The organism is Methylobacterium sp. E-065, from assembly GCF_022829605.1.
Lineage (GTDB): Bacteria > Pseudomonadota > Alphaproteobacteria > Rhizobiales > Beijerinckiaceae > Methylobacterium.
Map to the genome: position 1 here is coordinate 1 of NZ_JAKSYD010000272.1, position 14396 is coordinate 14396.

The 14396-nt window shown below is 64.3% G+C and carries 13 protein-coding genes and 2 pseudogenes; 8 read left to right on the forward strand and 7 right to left on the reverse strand.

Features of this window, described 5'->3' with window-relative positions; translation table 11 throughout:
• Positions 1 to 504 precede the first annotated feature (504 nt).
• The 3 genes and pseudogenes from MKK84_RS31270 to MKK84_RS31280 form a co-directional block, all read right to left on the reverse strand.
• A pseudogene (locus tag MKK84_RS31270) lies at positions 505 to 990 on the reverse strand (hypothetical protein); the annotation flags it as partial.
• 516 nt (positions 991 to 1506) lie between these two features.
• A complete protein-coding gene (locus MKK84_RS31275) occupies positions 1507 to 2532 on the reverse strand; it encodes an SDR family oxidoreductase (RefSeq protein ID WP_243926293.1) in 1026 nt (341 codons plus the stop codon).
• Positions 2533 to 2992: 460 nt separating this feature from the next.
• On the reverse strand, positions 2993 to 4111 hold the full coding sequence (locus MKK84_RS31280) for a transposase (RefSeq protein WP_243926295.1): 1119 nt from the start codon (positions 4109 to 4111) through the stop codon (positions 2993 to 2995).
• 234 nt (positions 4112 to 4345) lie between these two features.
• Between MKK84_RS31280 and MKK84_RS31285 the strand changes: the two genes are divergently transcribed.
• The gene (locus MKK84_RS31285; protein WP_243926296.1) at positions 4346 to 5671 is read left to right on the forward strand and encodes an APC family permease; all 1326 of its coding nucleotides are present in this window, start codon (positions 4346 to 4348) and stop codon (positions 5669 to 5671) included.
• A gap of 31 nt (positions 5672 to 5702) precedes the next feature.
• Here the strand turns inward: MKK84_RS31285 and MKK84_RS31290 are convergent, their stop codons facing one another.
• Positions 5703 to 6257, reverse strand: coding sequence for a class I SAM-dependent DNA methyltransferase (locus MKK84_RS31290; protein WP_243926311.1), 555 nt, complete (start codon positions 6255 to 6257; stop codon positions 5703 to 5705).
• A gap of 633 nt (positions 6258 to 6890) precedes the next feature.
• Here MKK84_RS31290 and MKK84_RS31295 point away from each other — a divergent pair.
• From MKK84_RS31295 to MKK84_RS31305, 3 genes are all read left to right on the forward strand, one after another.
• Complete coding sequence (locus MKK84_RS31295; protein WP_243926313.1) at positions 6891 to 7646, forward strand: IS5 family transposase; 756 nt, start codon at positions 6891 to 6893, stop codon at positions 7644 to 7646.
• A gap of 187 nt (positions 7647 to 7833) precedes the next feature.
• Positions 7834 to 9642 carry a PAS domain-containing protein gene (locus MKK84_RS31300; protein ID WP_243926298.1) on the forward strand — a complete coding sequence of 603 codons (1809 nt, stop codon included), beginning with the start codon at positions 7834 to 7836 and terminating at the stop codon, positions 9640 to 9642.
• A 69-nt stretch (positions 9643 to 9711) separates the two neighbouring features.
• A complete protein-coding gene (locus MKK84_RS31305; RefSeq protein ID WP_243926300.1) occupies positions 9712 to 10104 on the forward strand; it encodes a response regulator in 393 nt (130 codons plus the stop codon).
• A 373-nt stretch (positions 10105 to 10477) separates the two neighbouring features.
• On the opposite strand, the gene MKK84_RS31310 is transcribed toward MKK84_RS31305, so the two are convergent.
• Positions 10478 to 11653 (reverse strand): YihY/virulence factor BrkB family protein, encoded by a 1176-nt coding sequence (locus tag MKK84_RS31310; RefSeq protein ID WP_243926301.1) that lies wholly within the window; start codon positions 11651 to 11653, stop codon positions 10478 to 10480.
• Positions 11654 to 12073: 420 nt separating this feature from the next.
• Between MKK84_RS31310 and MKK84_RS31315 the strand changes: the two genes are divergently transcribed.
• The 4 genes from MKK84_RS31315 (at position 12074) to MKK84_RS31330 (ending at position 13554) form a co-directional block, all read left to right on the forward strand.
• Positions 12074 to 12262 carry a DUF2735 domain-containing protein gene (locus tag MKK84_RS31315; RefSeq protein WP_243926303.1) on the forward strand — a complete coding sequence of 63 codons (189 nt, stop codon included), beginning with the start codon at positions 12074 to 12076 and terminating at the stop codon, positions 12260 to 12262.
• Positions 12263 to 12444: 182 nt separating this feature from the next.
• Positions 12445 to 12735 carry a hypothetical protein gene (locus MKK84_RS31320; RefSeq protein WP_243926305.1) on the forward strand — a complete coding sequence of 97 codons (291 nt, stop codon included), beginning with the start codon at positions 12445 to 12447 and terminating at the stop codon, positions 12733 to 12735.
• Positions 12736 to 12907: 172 nt separating this feature from the next.
• Complete coding sequence (locus MKK84_RS31325; protein ID WP_243926307.1) at positions 12908 to 13261, forward strand: hypothetical protein; 354 nt, start codon at positions 12908 to 12910, stop codon at positions 13259 to 13261.
• 41 nt (positions 13262 to 13302) lie between these two features.
• Positions 13303 to 13554, forward strand: coding sequence for a hypothetical protein (locus tag MKK84_RS31330; RefSeq protein WP_243926309.1), 252 nt, complete (start codon positions 13303 to 13305; stop codon positions 13552 to 13554).
• 248 nt (positions 13555 to 13802) lie between these two features.
• Here MKK84_RS31330 and MKK84_RS31335 read toward each other — a convergent pair whose 3' ends face one another.
• Complete coding sequence (locus MKK84_RS31335; protein WP_409566566.1) at positions 13803 to 14222, reverse strand: EAL domain-containing protein; 420 nt, start codon at positions 14220 to 14222, stop codon at positions 13803 to 13805.
• Between the two features lie 48 nt (positions 14223 to 14270).
• Positions 14271 to 14396, reverse strand: a pseudogene (locus MKK84_RS31340) (IS5/IS1182 family transposase); the annotation flags it as partial.

A 14396-nucleotide genomic window follows, 5' to 3' on the forward strand; every position in this document is an offset into this window, starting at 1 on the left:
GCACCAGAGGTGTTCATGCCAGCCTTCACCGCTTGGCCGGCTGCGCTCGCCCGACCAGCTCCGCCGGCCAAGCTAACCGTGGTGGAGCGGCCTACTGCGCACTAACTTTAACCTTGGACCACCCTGTGGGGGCCGATCAACGGCTACCTCGACACCGTCATTCCCAGCTATCCTGTCGCCATGCGCACAGTTTTTGCCGCCATCGCTCTCGTCGTCGCTACTAGTGGGGCGCCAGCAGCTGAACAGCTGCCGAAGTTCAGGCCGAACACTCTCTACTCGGACGCCCGCGCCTCGCTTTTGGAGCTGGGCTGGAAACCGGCGCCTATACTGGCATCGAGCAGGGGATGCGATCGCCGCGAGAGCACCTGTGAAGCCTACCCGGAGGCTGAGAGCTGCGCGCCGTTCGGATCAGCGGCCTGCTCGATGCTTTGGAAGCGCGGTGAGCAGCTCATCAGCGTCATGACGATCGGCGATAGCGACATCTTGGTTCGGTCCGCGTCTTGCCGGACTGGCTGCTAACTGTCTGGATGCGCGACCGCGTGGCTCCGCGTAGTAGACCAAAGTTGCGGCAAGCCCGGCGGCCACTGCATCCTCGGTCAGTGCACGCGTCCAGTCCGAGCCCGAACGCGTGGTCCCTCCGCGCAGGGTGCGGCCCAACAGCGTTCCTGCGACCGCGCCGGCCATACCAAGCAAGGGACCGGTGAGCGGCGACGCATTCCGTCCAACAAGCGCCGCGCCGCCAACTGCGCCGATCGCGAGCCGTGCCGCGACGGAGGGCACAATGCGGCGGTCAGGAGCGAACGGCATCTTGTCTCCCGCCATCTCACCCAGAGCGGCCGTCGCGGCGAGGCCACGTGACACCGGTCCGGATGGCAACCATCGGAGCTGCGTCTTTTCCTGCGATGCGGCCCAGGTCAACGCGGCGCAAGCGGTCATGCTCCGCAGACCGGTGACGAAGCCGATGCCGAACGATGCCCACTGCCCTTGCATGGTGTCTCCTTTGCCGTGAAGCTGTAAGCCTTCGGCGAAGCGAGCTATCGACCGCAGCCGACGCCTCACGTTGCGAGGGAAAGGACGCGGTCAGGACGATGGTTCACCAGGCGCGACAGCGACAAAATCGCGGGTTCGAGACTAGCTTGCCCGGCGGTAGGAACTGAGGCCGAACTGAAGCCGAAGAACGGTGTCACGCTATGGCGTTCGGTTATCGATGCCTCAGGTTTGAAGCATGCCTGTCGAGTGCGTATTGACTCAGCCCTGATGCCCGCCTCCTCAGCGAAGGATGAGCCGCTTCGCTGGATCCTCGGGATGACGAGCCGATCTTCTTCTGGAACGGGCGGTGATGGAGCAGGCTCAGGCTGAGTGCTTCGTCACATGCCGCGCTCTCCACGCCTCGGCGGTCATTTCCGGTTCGGCGATCCATAGGACCACGCGCGATGACCGCATCGGTTCGTTCCATCTCTTCGATGTATCGTAAGCGGCGCCGCAAGCAGCTCAGCTTGGCCCAGTTCAGAGCTGCTTTCGGCTGCGACGCGGCTTACCCGATCCGAGGAGCCCTATGGCGGTGGCGGCAAGCCCCAGACCAATTGCCCCGACGGTCGTCGCGAGCGGATGCATGCTCGCCCGCGTGTAGGCGCTCGTCCGCATCGCGTAGAGCGGCTGCGTGCCGATCGTCTCGCCAGCCTTCATCGGTGCGTGGAGAGCCCCCTCCGGCTGGCTTGGCGGCTTGCTCCGTTTCTGTAGCGCGACGATCGCCGGTGCGAGCAGATCCATGGCTCCGGGCGCGAACTCCTTGGCCGCGATCAGCAGCTTTCCGGCACCGCCGACGACGATGTCACGCTGCGGATGGACCGCTGCGTGCAGAATGGCCTCGGCGACGACCTCGGGGCGATAGATCGGTGGCGGAAGCGTCGGCTCGCGGTCCATGTAGTTGCGCGCCCGCTCTGGTAGCGGTGTGTCGATCGAGGTCGGCTTGATCAGCGTGACCGAGACCGGAGCGCCTTCCTGTATGAGCTCCATACGCAAGGCGTCGGTGAAGCCTTTGATGGCGTGCTTGCTCGCCGCGTACATGCCCTGGAATGGGAAGGCGAGGTCGGAAGCGATGCTGCCGATATTGATCAGCGTGCCGCCATGCTCGCGCAGATGCTCGACGGCGATGAGAGAGCCGAACACCGTACCCCAGAAATTGGTCTGCAGCAGGCGGGCGTGGTCCTCGTCGGAGATCTCGCTGAGCGGGCCGTAGATCGTCAGCCCGGCGACGTTGACCCAGGTGTCGAAGCCGCCGAACGTGGCGATCGCCTTGTCGGCGATGGCTCGTACGTCCTGGCGCTTGCCGACATCGGCGACGATGTGGACCGCCTTGCCGCCGACGCCCTCGATCTCGGCCTGCACCTTGGCGAGGACATCACCGCTGCGCGCGGCGATGACCACGCGCGCGCCGCGCTTGGCAGCCATACGGGCGGTGGTCAGGCCGATGCCGGAGGACGCACCTGTGATGACGATGACCTGCTCGGCCAACGGCTTGTTGCGGCTCATCGGCCGGTCTCCTGTCAAGAGCATTCGAGGGATGCCAGCGGGTCCGGCACACACGGGGGACACGTGGCGTTCGAGCCAAGTTCCCTGGTTCGAACTGAGGTGCATGCGACTTTAACGCACGGCACGATGCAGACTGATTTCTGATGCCGTTAACCGAAATGATCGACGGTGCAGGCGTGCGGATCAGAGTCTGCAGTCTGGCAATCGCCTCGGTGTGGCGATGCTGAGGCAAGGTTTGCGTTCCTTCGGAGCGGTCGTACAGACTTCAACCCCCGAACTGGCTAGGCCCGCTCCTGACCACACGATTGGTCAAGGGTAACTCGATCCTGGATTGGGCGAGCCTGACGCATGCATGATCCCGGAACTTCGGCGGGTGGGGATCCTTAAATTATAGACGTCCTGGAATGGCCCCCAATTCGACCGGACACCGGGCGCAGCCGTTAGGGTCCAGTGCACTGACTCAGACGGATGGTTCAGGGGATCGGCTGACGGCGGCGAGGATGTCGGTAGCGGGTTTTGTCCAAACGAAGGGTCTGGCGCGCCGGTTGTGCTCGGCGATGTAGCGTTTGATCGCCGCCTGCAGGTCGACGACGCCGTTGAAGGAGCCTCGCCGCAGCCGACGACGGGTCAGTGCGGAGAAGAAGCCCTCGACCGCGTTGAGCCACGAGGCCGAGGTCGGGGTGAAGTGGAACGTCCAGCGCGGATGCCGGGCGAGCCAGGCGCGCACCTTCGGATGTTTGTGGGTGGCGACGTTGTCGAGGATGGCGTGGATTGACTTGCCGGGCGGGTCGGCTCCGCGCCCGACCCGGACGAGATGTGCGCGCCACGCGTCGAACACGGCCTCAATGCCACCGAGCTGCACCGCCAGGAACCGCCACGCGCCGCCCGAGAAGACCGGCTGGCGGAAGTAGTCGTCCACCTCGCCGAGGACGGCCTCGGTCGAGAGGGTCATCCCGCCGAAGTCGAGGGTTCCCGTGGCCGACGCCCGCATGCCGTGTGCCCGCCAAGCTGAGAGGTCGGCGCGGGTCCCGGCCTCCAGCGGCACGACCAGCATGAGCGTCCCGTTGCCACTCGGCGCCCGCGCCGTGACCAGGGCGCGGGTCACGAACCCCGCCCCCGACGCGAAGGTCTTCACACCGCTTAGCAGCAGTGCCTCCTCACCATGTTCGAGGACGAGGCCGTCGACGGCCGGCTCTGTGTTCCAGACGCCGAACAGGTGGCCGGCGCGGGCATCTGCGAACAGGCGCGCGTGCTGGCCCGCGTCGCCGTACCGGGTGATGAGCTGCAGCGCGTTGACGTGGCCCTCGTACAGCCGTCCGAGTGCGAGGCAGCCGTAGCCGACGAGGCGCAACACCTCGGATAGCATCCGGGAACCTGGCTCCTCGCCGAGGCCCGCACCGCCCATCTTGCGGGGGACGGGCGCGGCGAGCAGGCCGAGGCGCGCGAGGTCGGCGACGTCCTCGGTCGGGAAGCCGTCGTCGTGATCCTGCGTGGCCGCGCGCTGTGCCGACGACAGCGACGCCGCGCGCGCTGCGGCGACGGCGTCGAACGTCAGGTCGAGCGGCGTGCGCTGATCCATGGTGTCTTCTCGACAGGCCGCGACAAGTGCCCCGCTCGCGCCGTCAGTCGCCAGCGCGTGGTTACTGTCAGAGGATATTCCAGTCCTTCGGTTTACGGGCCGTCACGTCGTGCGACTTAATCAGCAGCTCAGCAGCCGGTCATGTGGTTTGCCCGATGTGCGGCACATGCTGGCGCTTGCTCGGCTTCTCGCGAGCTGGCCCGTCAGCGCGACAGATCCCGACAGGTGGCAGAGATGACCAATCGACCGATCGGAACACGAAGCTTACCGGCAGTCACCACCCTGACGGCGACGGCCATCGTGGTAGCCGACATGATCGGCGTCGGTGTCTTCACCAGTCTGGGGTTCCAGGCCCGAGCCGTCCCGTCCGGCTTCGCCCTGGTGCTACTGTGGGTCGTCGGCGGCGGTGTCGCGCTCTGCGGGGCGCTCTGTTACGCCGAACTCGCCACGATGTTTCCCCGCTCCGGCGGCGAGTACACATTCCTGTCGCACATGTACGGTCCTGCCGTCGGCTTCATGGCGGGCTGGCTCTCGGCCACCGTCGGGTTTGCCGCGCCGGTGGCGCTCGCGGCCATGGCGTTCGGGCAGTACGCCCAGGCCGTTCTGGCCGGCGCGCCGGCACTCTCGCTCGGCCTGGCGGTGATCTGGATCGTCTCGGCCGTTCACCTGCGCGGACTGCGCCACAGCAGCGCCTTCCAGCTTGCCTTCACGGTGCTGAAACTCGGACTAATCGTCGTCTTCATCGGGGTGGGCTTCGCCCGCGGAGGTGGCCAGTCGACCAGCTTCGTCCCCAACGCGTCCGACCTCACGCAGATCGTCAGCGCGAGCTTCGCAGTGAGCCTCGTGTTCGTAATGTACGCCTACTCGGGCTGGAACGCCGCGACCTACATTGTCGGCGAGCTCGGTGATCCGCAGCGCAGCCTGCCGCGTGCGCTGCTCGCCGGGACGGGCTTCGTGGTGGTGCTCTACGTCGCACTGAACGCGGTGTTCCTCTACACGACGCCACTGACAGAACTCGCTGGCCAGGTCGACGTCGCCCTCATTGCCGGTCGGCACATCTTCGGCGAGGCGGGTGGCCGCCTCGTCGGCACCCTAATCTGCGCCGGCTTGATCCCGACGATCAGCGCGATGATGTGGATCGGTCCGCTTGTGACGGTGGCGATGGGCGAGGATGTGGTGCTTCTGCGCATGTTCGCGCGTCGCTCACGCAACGGTGTGCCGACCGCAGCGATCCTGCTCCAATGCGGCGTCGCCAGCCTCCTGCTCCTGACCCAGAGCTTCGAGGCGGTGCTCGAGTTCGTCCAGTTTGGCCTGATCGCCTGCTCGTTCCTGACCGTGTTGGGTCTGTTCAAGCTGCGGCTCACCCGGCCAGACCTGCCGCGGCCGTATCGAACCTGGGGTTACCCGTTCACGCCGCTGATTTTCCTCGCGGTCACACTGTTCATGATGGTCTACCTCGTTTCAGCCAGGCCGCTCCAGTCGCTCGCGGGTTTGCTCATGATGCTGGCCGGCCTCGTGTTGTACGCGGTCGCGATGGCTCGGACACGGACCAAAGCCTGACTGGCGCGCTCCCGTGATGCGATCACCGCACTTAATGCGCGTCGGTCTTGATGCCGCGCAGCACGTCGAGCCGATACTCGGCCGTCCTCGACTGCTTCAGGACCGTCGCAAAGTTCCGTGCACCTGCGATGAAGCCTTCGGCTGCGTCATCGCCGGAGAGGGGGTAGTGGGTGACGCCGAGCCAGTGGACCAGCACGATGTCAGCCTCGGGTAACAACGCACCCTCGACACGCGCGACCAGGCGCGCGAGATCGGCGCGGTCGAGGTAGTATGCCACTTCCGAAATTACGATCAGGTCGAACCGCCCTTCCGGCCAAGTGCCAGGAACGGCAGCCAGCATGAAGCGTGCGTTCGGACAATCGGCGCACCGGGCACGAGCCGCTTCAAGAACCGACGGTACCACGTCGAGGCCAATCAGCGCGTCGCAGCGGGGGCAGAGCTGATGCGTGAACACGCCGATCGAGCAGCCGACATCCAGGGCGGACGCGTAGTGGACGCGCGGTAGGGCCGCCAGCGTCGCCGCGTACTTGTCACGCTCGTACGGGCTCGTGGCAAATTTCCATGGGTCGGACTCGGTAGCGTACATACCCTTGAAGTAGTCGGTATCGAGGGTCGTTGGCCGACGGCCGGTCGAAGCGTTCGCTGAACCGTCGGGGTTCGTCTCCAAGCCTGTGGCTCCTCTGATCCCGAGCAGGATGCTGGTGGCAGCAAGGCTTCCGGACTGCAGCAGGAGACGGCGTGAGACTGGCCCGCGGTCACGCACGATACACCTCAGGGCGCTAGGTCGCTGTAGGATTGGGGAACCGCACGTGATCGGGACAGTTCCAGGGCACGCCCTGGAGGTGTTGCAAAGCTGCGCTTAAGCGCTGGCGCCGTCGTAGCCCACATTGATGCCGTTGCGACTGGGAGTGGCCACTCTGCTACGCACATATCAGTAACGCCCCTACAGGCCATCGCGCGACCCAGGATCTGACCGGTAGCGTCCGCTTACGAGGCGCGGTCACAGCCAGCTGAATGACCGGGATGGGCGCCAAGCCGAATGTCCGGTACTGCGCGCGCTGGCGAGCCGTCTTGACGTAGTCTGGCCGTTAGCGGAATGACCGTTTCGGAGGAGGCTGCCTAGAGGCTGTTATGAACTGAATGGGTGAGGTTTGCGTTTTCGGGCATGAGCGCAGGTCGTGCCGGCTATCCATCTGACGTGTCCGATGAGGAATGAGCGCTGGTTGCGCCGTATCTGGCGCTGCTGCGGGAGAGTTCGGGCCAGCGTGACCACGACCTGCGCGAGGTGTTCAACGGCTTGCGGTTCATCGTGAAGACGGGGGCGCCGTGGCGGTTCATGCCGCACGACCTGCCGCCGTGGGCGGCGGTGTACCAGCAGACGCAGCGCTGGCTGGCTGCGGAGTGCTTCACGGATGCGGCCGGTGATCTACGGGCGGTTCTACGGATGGCAGGGGATCGCAAGCCGGAGCCGTCGGCGGTGATCCTGGACAGCCGGACGCTGCGGTCCTCGCCCGAGAGCGGCGAGCGGGCGGGCTACGACGGGGCCAAGCGCAAGCGCGGTTCGAAGGTGCATCTGGCGGTGGATACGCCAGGCCACGTGGTGGCGCTGCATGTCACCCCGGCCGATGCCGACGATCGCGGCGAGGTCGATCGCCTGACCGGCGCGGTGCAAGCGGAGACGGACGGAAGCGTCGAGACGGGCTTCGTCGATCAGGGCTACACCGGCGCGCGGGCGGCGGACGCGGCCCAGGCGCACGGTATCGCCCTGGAGGTGGTCAAGGCGCCCGAGGCCAAACGCGGGTTTGTCCTGCTGCCGCGTCGCTGGGTGGTGGAGCGGTCCTTCGCCTGGGCGACGCGCTGTCGGCGCCTGGTCAAGGATTACGAGCGTTATGCCAGCACGCTGGCAGGACTTCATATGGTCGCCTTCGTCTGTCTCATGCTGAAACAGGCCGAACGACTTATGACTGGTTCATAACACGCTCTAGAAAAGCGGACGGCCTCCTGACGACCCAGCCCAGCCTCTGGGAGCGCCGTTTGCGTATCTCCAAAGCGGTCGTTTGTTTGCCATTGAGCGACCTCGGGTCAGAGTGGGAAGGCGCGCCTATACGCCGAGAAGCTGAAGTTGAGTTGCACCTCATGTCTGCATTGTGCTCCATCGTCAGATGGATGAGCGGGCCACCATCGCCGACCTCGAACGTCGGCTTGTTGCAACTGAAGCGGCCCTACGTGAGAAGATCGACGTCGAGGCCGCCCTGCAACGGAGCGAGGACCTGCGTCGCCTTGCCGTCGAAGGCGGTCGCATGGGGACTTGGCGCTGGAACCTGCGTGATGAATTCATCCAGGGCGATGCCACGTTTCTAGAGCTTTGGGGCTTCCCGCCGTCAGATAAACTCCGCCAGCTCTCCGACTTCTCGGACCGAATGTCCCCGCAAAGTCGGGTCAAGATGAGCGAAATGATCACGCGCGCACTGGCAGCGGGTGAGGATCTCGATGGTGAGCTCGCGATTGCGAGCGGACCGAGTGCGGGGCGCTGGGTGCGCTGGCTTGGCCGTGCTGAGCGAGAGCATCCGTGGATCGTCAACGGCGTAAGCTTCGACGTCACAGCACAGCGATTGGCGGACGATCGCATCCGCGAAAGCGAGGACCGACTTACGCGTGCGCTGGAGGCCGGCAAGGTCGGCGCATGGGAACTTAATTTGGCGACACGGAGAGCTTGGCGCTCACCGCAGCATGACCGGATCTTCGGGTACGAGACGCCTCCGGCTGAATGGACCTACGACATGTTCCTCGGTCACGTCGTTTCGGAGGACCGGGGTTGGGTCGATGCTGATTTCCAGAACGCCATCGCCACGGATGGGGGCTGGAGCTTCGAGTGCCGCATCCAAGCCGCGGGCGGCGAAATTCGCTGGATCGGTGCACAGGGCCAAGTCGAGGTCGATGCGGGGAAGCGCATTCACTGCATGAAGGGGACAGTGCGCGACATCACGGAGCGCAAGAAATCCGAGATAGCGCTGCGCGAGAGCGAGGAGCGGTTCCGCGGGCTCGTCGAAGGGTTTGGCCAGTTCAGCTGGGAGGCGCGCACGGACGGCGTCATTGTCACCGACAGCCCGGGGTGGCGTGCCTTCACCGGCCAATCTCTAGACGAGTGGCAGGGGTCAGGCTGGCTTCAAGCGATCCACGTCGATGATCGGGCGGCGATCGAGAGCAAATGGCGAGCGGCCGTTGCCGCTGGGCTGGCGATCGATGCCGAGTATCGCCTGTGGCACGCGCCGAGCGCGACGTGGCGGTGGTCGAATGTCCGCGTGGTGCCGATCACGCGGCCCGACGGGACGGTCCGCAAGTGGGCGGGTGTCAACATTGATGTAACGGACCGGCGCACGCTGCAGGCGCGTCAGGAGGTTCTGGTCAATGAGTTGCAGCACCGAGCACGCAACCTCCTTGGGGTGGTGAGGGCCATCGCCGACCGAAGTGTAAGGCGAGGTGGATCAGTAGAGGCGTTCGAGGAGCGCCTGCAGGCGCTCGGCCGTGCCCAGGGCCTGCTCAGCCAAAGCGGCAGCGATCAGGTCGAGGTCGGGACGCTCGTTCGCGCTGAGCTGGCGGCGCATGCTGAGAGAGGGTCAAGTCGTGCAACGCTGTCCGGACCAGAGGTCTATCTCACCGCCCGGCAGGTGCAGAACTTCGCACTCGCCTTGCACGAGCTGGCCACCAACGCCGTCAAATATGGAGCATTACGTGACGATAATGGCGGCCTTCTCATAACGTGGGAAATCGTGTTCGACCGACGCGAACGCCGCCGCTTGGCATTGAGCTGGGTCGAAAGCGGTGTCGCCGTTGCATCGAACAGATCGACGCGACGCGGCTACGGCACCGAACTGATCCAGGAAGCCCTGGCCTACGCGCTGGAGGCCAAGGTCGATTACGAGCTTGGAACGGACGGCGTGCGCTGCCGGATCGAAATGCCGGTATCTTGACCTGTGTGAGGGCGCAGCCGTTCGGGGACCTTATTCTGACGAGCATTCGCTGCGCGCTTTGGAGGGCTGGTGTCTGATCCTGCTCAACCGCTCGCTGGCCACTGCATCCTCGTCGTCGAGGATGAGTACCTGATCGCCATGGACCTGAAGCGTTGGCTGTCAGCTGCCGGAGCGACGGTGACAGGTCCGGTTCCAAGCGTCGATCAGGCCCTCGACCTTATCGATGGTGGTGGTCTCACCGCGGCCGTGCTGGATGTAAACCTCGGAGACGGCAAAACCGTTTATCCCGTGGCCGCAGAGCTGGGAGCGCTGGGTGTGCCTTACCTATTCGCCACCGGCGACGTGAAGTTGTCTGACGCGGATAACTACCGCGACCGCCCAAGGCTGACGAAGCCGTATTTGGAAGCCGAACTTGTACGGGCTGTGGCGGATCTCATCGCAGGAACCGCACCCACGTGGTGATCCAGCGGGATATCGACGTCCGCTTCGATGCCTGCGCTGCCCAAAGCAGACCGGCTGAAAACCACCCAACCCAGCTGTCCAGAGGCACTCACCGACGTGACTGGAGCTGGCCGAAAGCCGCCGGTCTGCTTTCTGGAGAGTGACGGCTCGAACCAGACATTGCCTTTCGTAGGAGTATTTTACCGAGGCTTGAAAAGCCGACGCGCTTTTCCGACAGGAAGGAGGGCCTCCTTGGCGCTTTCCAACGGACGCAGGACGCATGTCGGAAAGGCGATCGTTTATCTGACATTGCCGGCCGCGCTACCTATTGTCGCCTCCTGATAGGGCCTGCTTATCGGGATGCCACGTAGCGCTGGTGTCAGGCGGTAGCCGCTCATTCCGCAGCAGCTCCGACATTATCGGCCATCTTTGCCCCCCGCGTCCCCAAAGGCTGCGGCGTACCGACAGTGGTGTCCTCGGCGGTCTGATGCTCGGTCTCAGCGTTCAGCTGCGCACCCAGCAGCACGATCGTCGTCGAGATCCAGATCCAGGTCATGAACCCGATCGCCGCGCCCAGCGAGCCGTAGGTCTTGTTGTAGCTGCCGAAGTTGGCGACGTACCACGAGAACAGCAGCGAGCCGCCGAGCCAGAGGACCGCCGCCACGGCGCTCCCCCCGGTGACCCAGTGCCAGCGCGGCGCGTCCCGGCTCGGACCGTAGCGGTACAGCACCGCCAAGCCGCCGAGCACGGCGAGCAGAAGCACCGGCCAGCGCAGCAGCGCCAGCCACCACGCTTCCTTGCCGATGCCGACGAACTCGAACACCACCGGCAGCACGACAACGGCGCCGAGCGCCAGGATCAGGAACAGCAGCGCGCCCGCCGTGAACGCCAGCGACACGAGGTTGAGCATGATGAAGTTGCGCTTCTCACGCTCGTTGTAGACGAGGTTGAGCGCGTCGAAGATGTGCTTCATCCCGCCGTTGGCGCTCCACACCGACAGGGCGATGCTCACGATCAGGCTCAGTCCCAGCGTGGCATTGCCCTTCTCGTCGAGGTTCTTGACCTGATCGCTTAGGATATCGAGCGCACCCTGGGGCAGGATGCCCTGCAAGCTGGCGAGCTGGTTGTTGATGGTCGAGGCGTCGGCGACGAGACCGTAGACAGACACCAGGGCGGCGATCGCGGGGAAGATCGCCAGCAGCGCGAAGAAGGTCACGCCAGCCGACACCAGCATGATCCGGTTCTCACCCACGTCCCGGTAGGTGCGCAGCGCGATGTCTTTCCAGCCCTTGGCCGGGATCTCCGTAGGCTTTGACGCTCGGCGGCCGCGGTCGGCCTGCGTCCGCGCTACCTCATGGGCGTCGCCGCCGGTGTGTGAGGGCGGAGTGCGCCGAGCCCCTTCACCCTTGCCATCCTGCATCTCTCCAGATCCGGAGGATCTTGTGCGAGCCGCACGTCGCGGCAGAGCCACGATGCCAAGCAGCGCGGTAGACAAAGCCAGGGTCCAAGCGAGGGAGCCCCCCTTCCTGTCAGGATCCGGCTGTGGGCGATCTGGAGGGGAGGACGTCATCAGAAACTTCCGCGTGCACGGGACTGCGCTTTGGCATCAGGCGAACAACGGAGAGCTATCTTGAACGTTGCAATAAGCGGTTTGATCGCGGGAAAGCGTATCGCTAGCTCCTCCTGCGGGTCGTAGGTCTGGCCCTACTGCCCAGGCATGCGCTCAAGATGGCGGGCGCTGGGCGGGTGTCGGGACTACCGTTCGAATTCGTTCGCGTCCTGCAAGCGCTCACCGGTCAATTTATAAGCACAGCGATAACCCGGTTCTACAAAATACAAGCCAGAGCCATAAAGCAATGTATGTGTATATCTAAATAAAATTTCGAACGCTCCTTAGCAAATTCAATAGCAGTAGTTATTTCAAAATCACGATCTCGCGTCACCTGATTTAAAAACGATCGCGAATTATAAAGAAAGATAGGAAGTGGCCATGAAATCTTCTCACGAGCTGCCGACGGCAGCTGGGCGCACCAAGCAAATCGTGCCGATCGCCAGCGGGCTTCGCCGCGAGAACAAGGCCGTTGCTCTGAAGCCCAAGCCCGAGCAGATCGTTGCGACTGAATATGGAAGCGGCTGGTATCACGACGCAGCAATCCAGCGGCTCAAGGACGTTCACTAAAAATCAGTGCCTCTTTAGGCGGGGACTCGCGCCGGGTGAGTAACTCCGGCCAAACTACTACTAGCGGCTGGCCCCAAAGTGGCGCGCGCTGGTCAAGATCCCACTGCCCGCCCCTGCGACATTACCGTTGGGACACATCGCGCGCGATCGAGTGTTCCCCAGCCTCACCAAGAAAGGGCCCTATGACCAAGCTCATCCTCTTCGCGGCTTTCGCCGTGGCGCTCTCTACCCCTGTCTCCGCTCAGGTCTTCGAGACCCCGACCAGCACGACCGTCATCGTCCCGCCCGACGCGCCCGGCGTCGTCACGCGCCAGCCCGGCTCGACCGGTGATGAAGGGGCCGCCACCTACTCTCCGACGGGGCGTGCTGCCGACGGCATCTCGGAGGACTCGGCCTCGGCGGGCAATGTAGACCAGCCGTCCCGGGTCGGTTCGACAGGCAGCGGCGGCGCGGGTGGGAACGGCGTCGGCTAAGCTGGCTCGCATCGGCCAAACTGTCGAGGAAACAAATGAATCGAACTCTCAGCGTCCCGGCAGCGGCTTTGCCGGGGCGTGAGCCAACATGCTTGAGGCAGTAGATCCAAGCCTTGAGCGATCGGTATCGCATCCAACGATGCCGGATGCCACTGCCCTGAAAGGCACTCTCATGCTGTTCCGATCCGAGACCCCGCCATCGCCCGGCAACCTGCACGTGGCCGAGCCGCCCTACTCCGATCGGCCGACTACGGCCATGTTGAAGGCCGACATCGATAGCGGCGCGACCGGCGACAAGGTCGCGGCCTATGACCCTGGCCTGTCGCAGCTCGGCACGGACGATGAGGCTGCCGGCAACCCGGCTTCGCATGAGCGCATTGCGCTCGCCCGCAAGACCGAGGCGGCGACCGCCAGAGTTCGGAAGGCGGCCCAACCTCAGGGATTAAACAACTGGATCGTCCCCGGCTTCTGCACCGCCATCGGCGGGATCGCCGCAGTCCTGACGCTCTCGATCTGGATTTTTTGATAACCTCGCGCACACAACCACTCAAGGATGGTTTGCCAGGGATGGCTACCCTTGACCAAACCCTACAGATCTTCCGGGCGCTCCTCGACGCTGAGCACTCTGTGGCCATCGGTGAGGCCGATGCGGCGATCTGGGCCTATCTGAGTTCGACACAGGGATTGAGGGCACAGGCCGATGCGCTAGTGGTACTCAGGACAAAGACCATCGAGCTGAAGTCAGCTTCAGCTTTCTTGCCACGCCTGCTGGATGACCTCGATCTTCACCGGGCTCGTCTAAACGAGAAGTCCATCTAACACGAAGATCTGAAGTGCGCAGATCTTCAGATCAGTTAACCTTATCGGCAGTGCGTTCGGATTGAACGCCGACAACGCGGACGCTAACCTCGCAGCCTTCTACCAGCGCTGCCACACGATCTACGACTGGCCCAAGCATCAGCGGCGACGATGGCGCACGCTGTTCCGACGGAAGGCGCTCGGGGACTTGTTCGGCGGTCCCTATGCTTGAAGGGGTAACCCTCCAGCCTCAGGTCCCACCACCATCGTCAGGCAGCATCAGACCGAGCGGAAGCTTTAGCCGCCAAGGGGGTGGATGCTAGAAATTGGACTCCCGGCAGGCTAGCCACTGTGGGTTTGGCGAAGAGGTAGCCTTGGAATAGCTGGATCCCGGCGGCTCGTAGGGCTTTCATCTCCGCTTCTGTCTCAACACCCTCGGCGATCACCGCCACGTCCAGTTGGCGCGCCATCAAGATCACGCCGGCCACGATGGTCTGCCGTGCCGGTGAAGTCGCGATCCCTCGGATCAGCTCCATGTCGAGCTTGATGTAATCGGGCTGGAAGCTCGCCAGCAGATTGAGACCGGCATAACCCGCGCCGAAGTCGCCTAACAGGCTGCTGAAGAAGTCCTGATTTGGCGGCGTCGGAGATGATTTCCGTTGGTTGGACGGTTTCGGCTGACCGGCCATAGCCGGCGGTTCAGCCCCGTCCGCAGCGCCGGTGGCGGTGTCGCCCGGTCAGGCCGCTGACAAGGCGATGAGTTTGGGCAGCCGTACGAGATTGTAGGCGGCGGCCGCGAAAGTAATCAGTGCCTCGACCTTGGCCCGTCCCCGCAGCTTGACCTTCCTGAACCCGGCCTGCGC

Bases quoted from the DNA above. Each gene is read 5' to 3' on its own strand.
- MKK84_RS31335 (WP_409566566.1), bottom strand. From the start codon at position 14,222: ATGGCCGGTCAGCCGAAACCGTCCAACCAACGGAAATCATCTCCGACG.
- MKK84_RS31300 (WP_243926298.1), top strand. From the start codon at position 7,834: ATGGATGAGCGGGCCACCATCGCCGACCTCGAACGTCGGCTTGTTGCA.
- MKK84_RS31285 (WP_243926296.1), top strand. From the start codon at position 4,346: ATGACCAATCGACCGATCGGAACACGAAGCTTACCGGCAGTCACCACC.
- MKK84_RS31290 (WP_243926311.1), bottom strand. From the start codon at position 6,257: ATGTACGCTACCGAGTCCGACCCATGGAAATTTGCCACGAGCCCGTAC.
- MKK84_RS31330 (WP_243926309.1), top strand. From the start codon at position 13,303: ATGGCTACCCTTGACCAAACCCTACAGATCTTCCGGGCGCTCCTCGAC.
- MKK84_RS31315 (WP_243926303.1), top strand. From the start codon at position 12,074: ATGAAATCTTCTCACGAGCTGCCGACGGCAGCTGGGCGCACCAAGCAA.
- MKK84_RS31310 (WP_243926301.1), bottom strand. From the start codon at position 11,653: ATGACGTCCTCCCCTCCAGATCGCCCACAGCCGGATCCTGACAGGAAG.
- MKK84_RS31320 (WP_243926305.1), top strand. From the start codon at position 12,445: ATGACCAAGCTCATCCTCTTCGCGGCTTTCGCCGTGGCGCTCTCTACC.
- MKK84_RS31275 (WP_243926293.1), bottom strand. From the start codon at position 2,532: ATGAGCCGCAACAAGCCGTTGGCCGAGCAGGTCATCGTCATCACAGGT.
- MKK84_RS31280 (WP_243926295.1), bottom strand. From the start codon at position 4,111: ATGGATCAGCGCACGCCGCTCGACCTGACGTTCGACGCCGTCGCCGCA.
- MKK84_RS31325 (WP_243926307.1), top strand. From the start codon at position 12,908: ATGCTGTTCCGATCCGAGACCCCGCCATCGCCCGGCAACCTGCACGTG.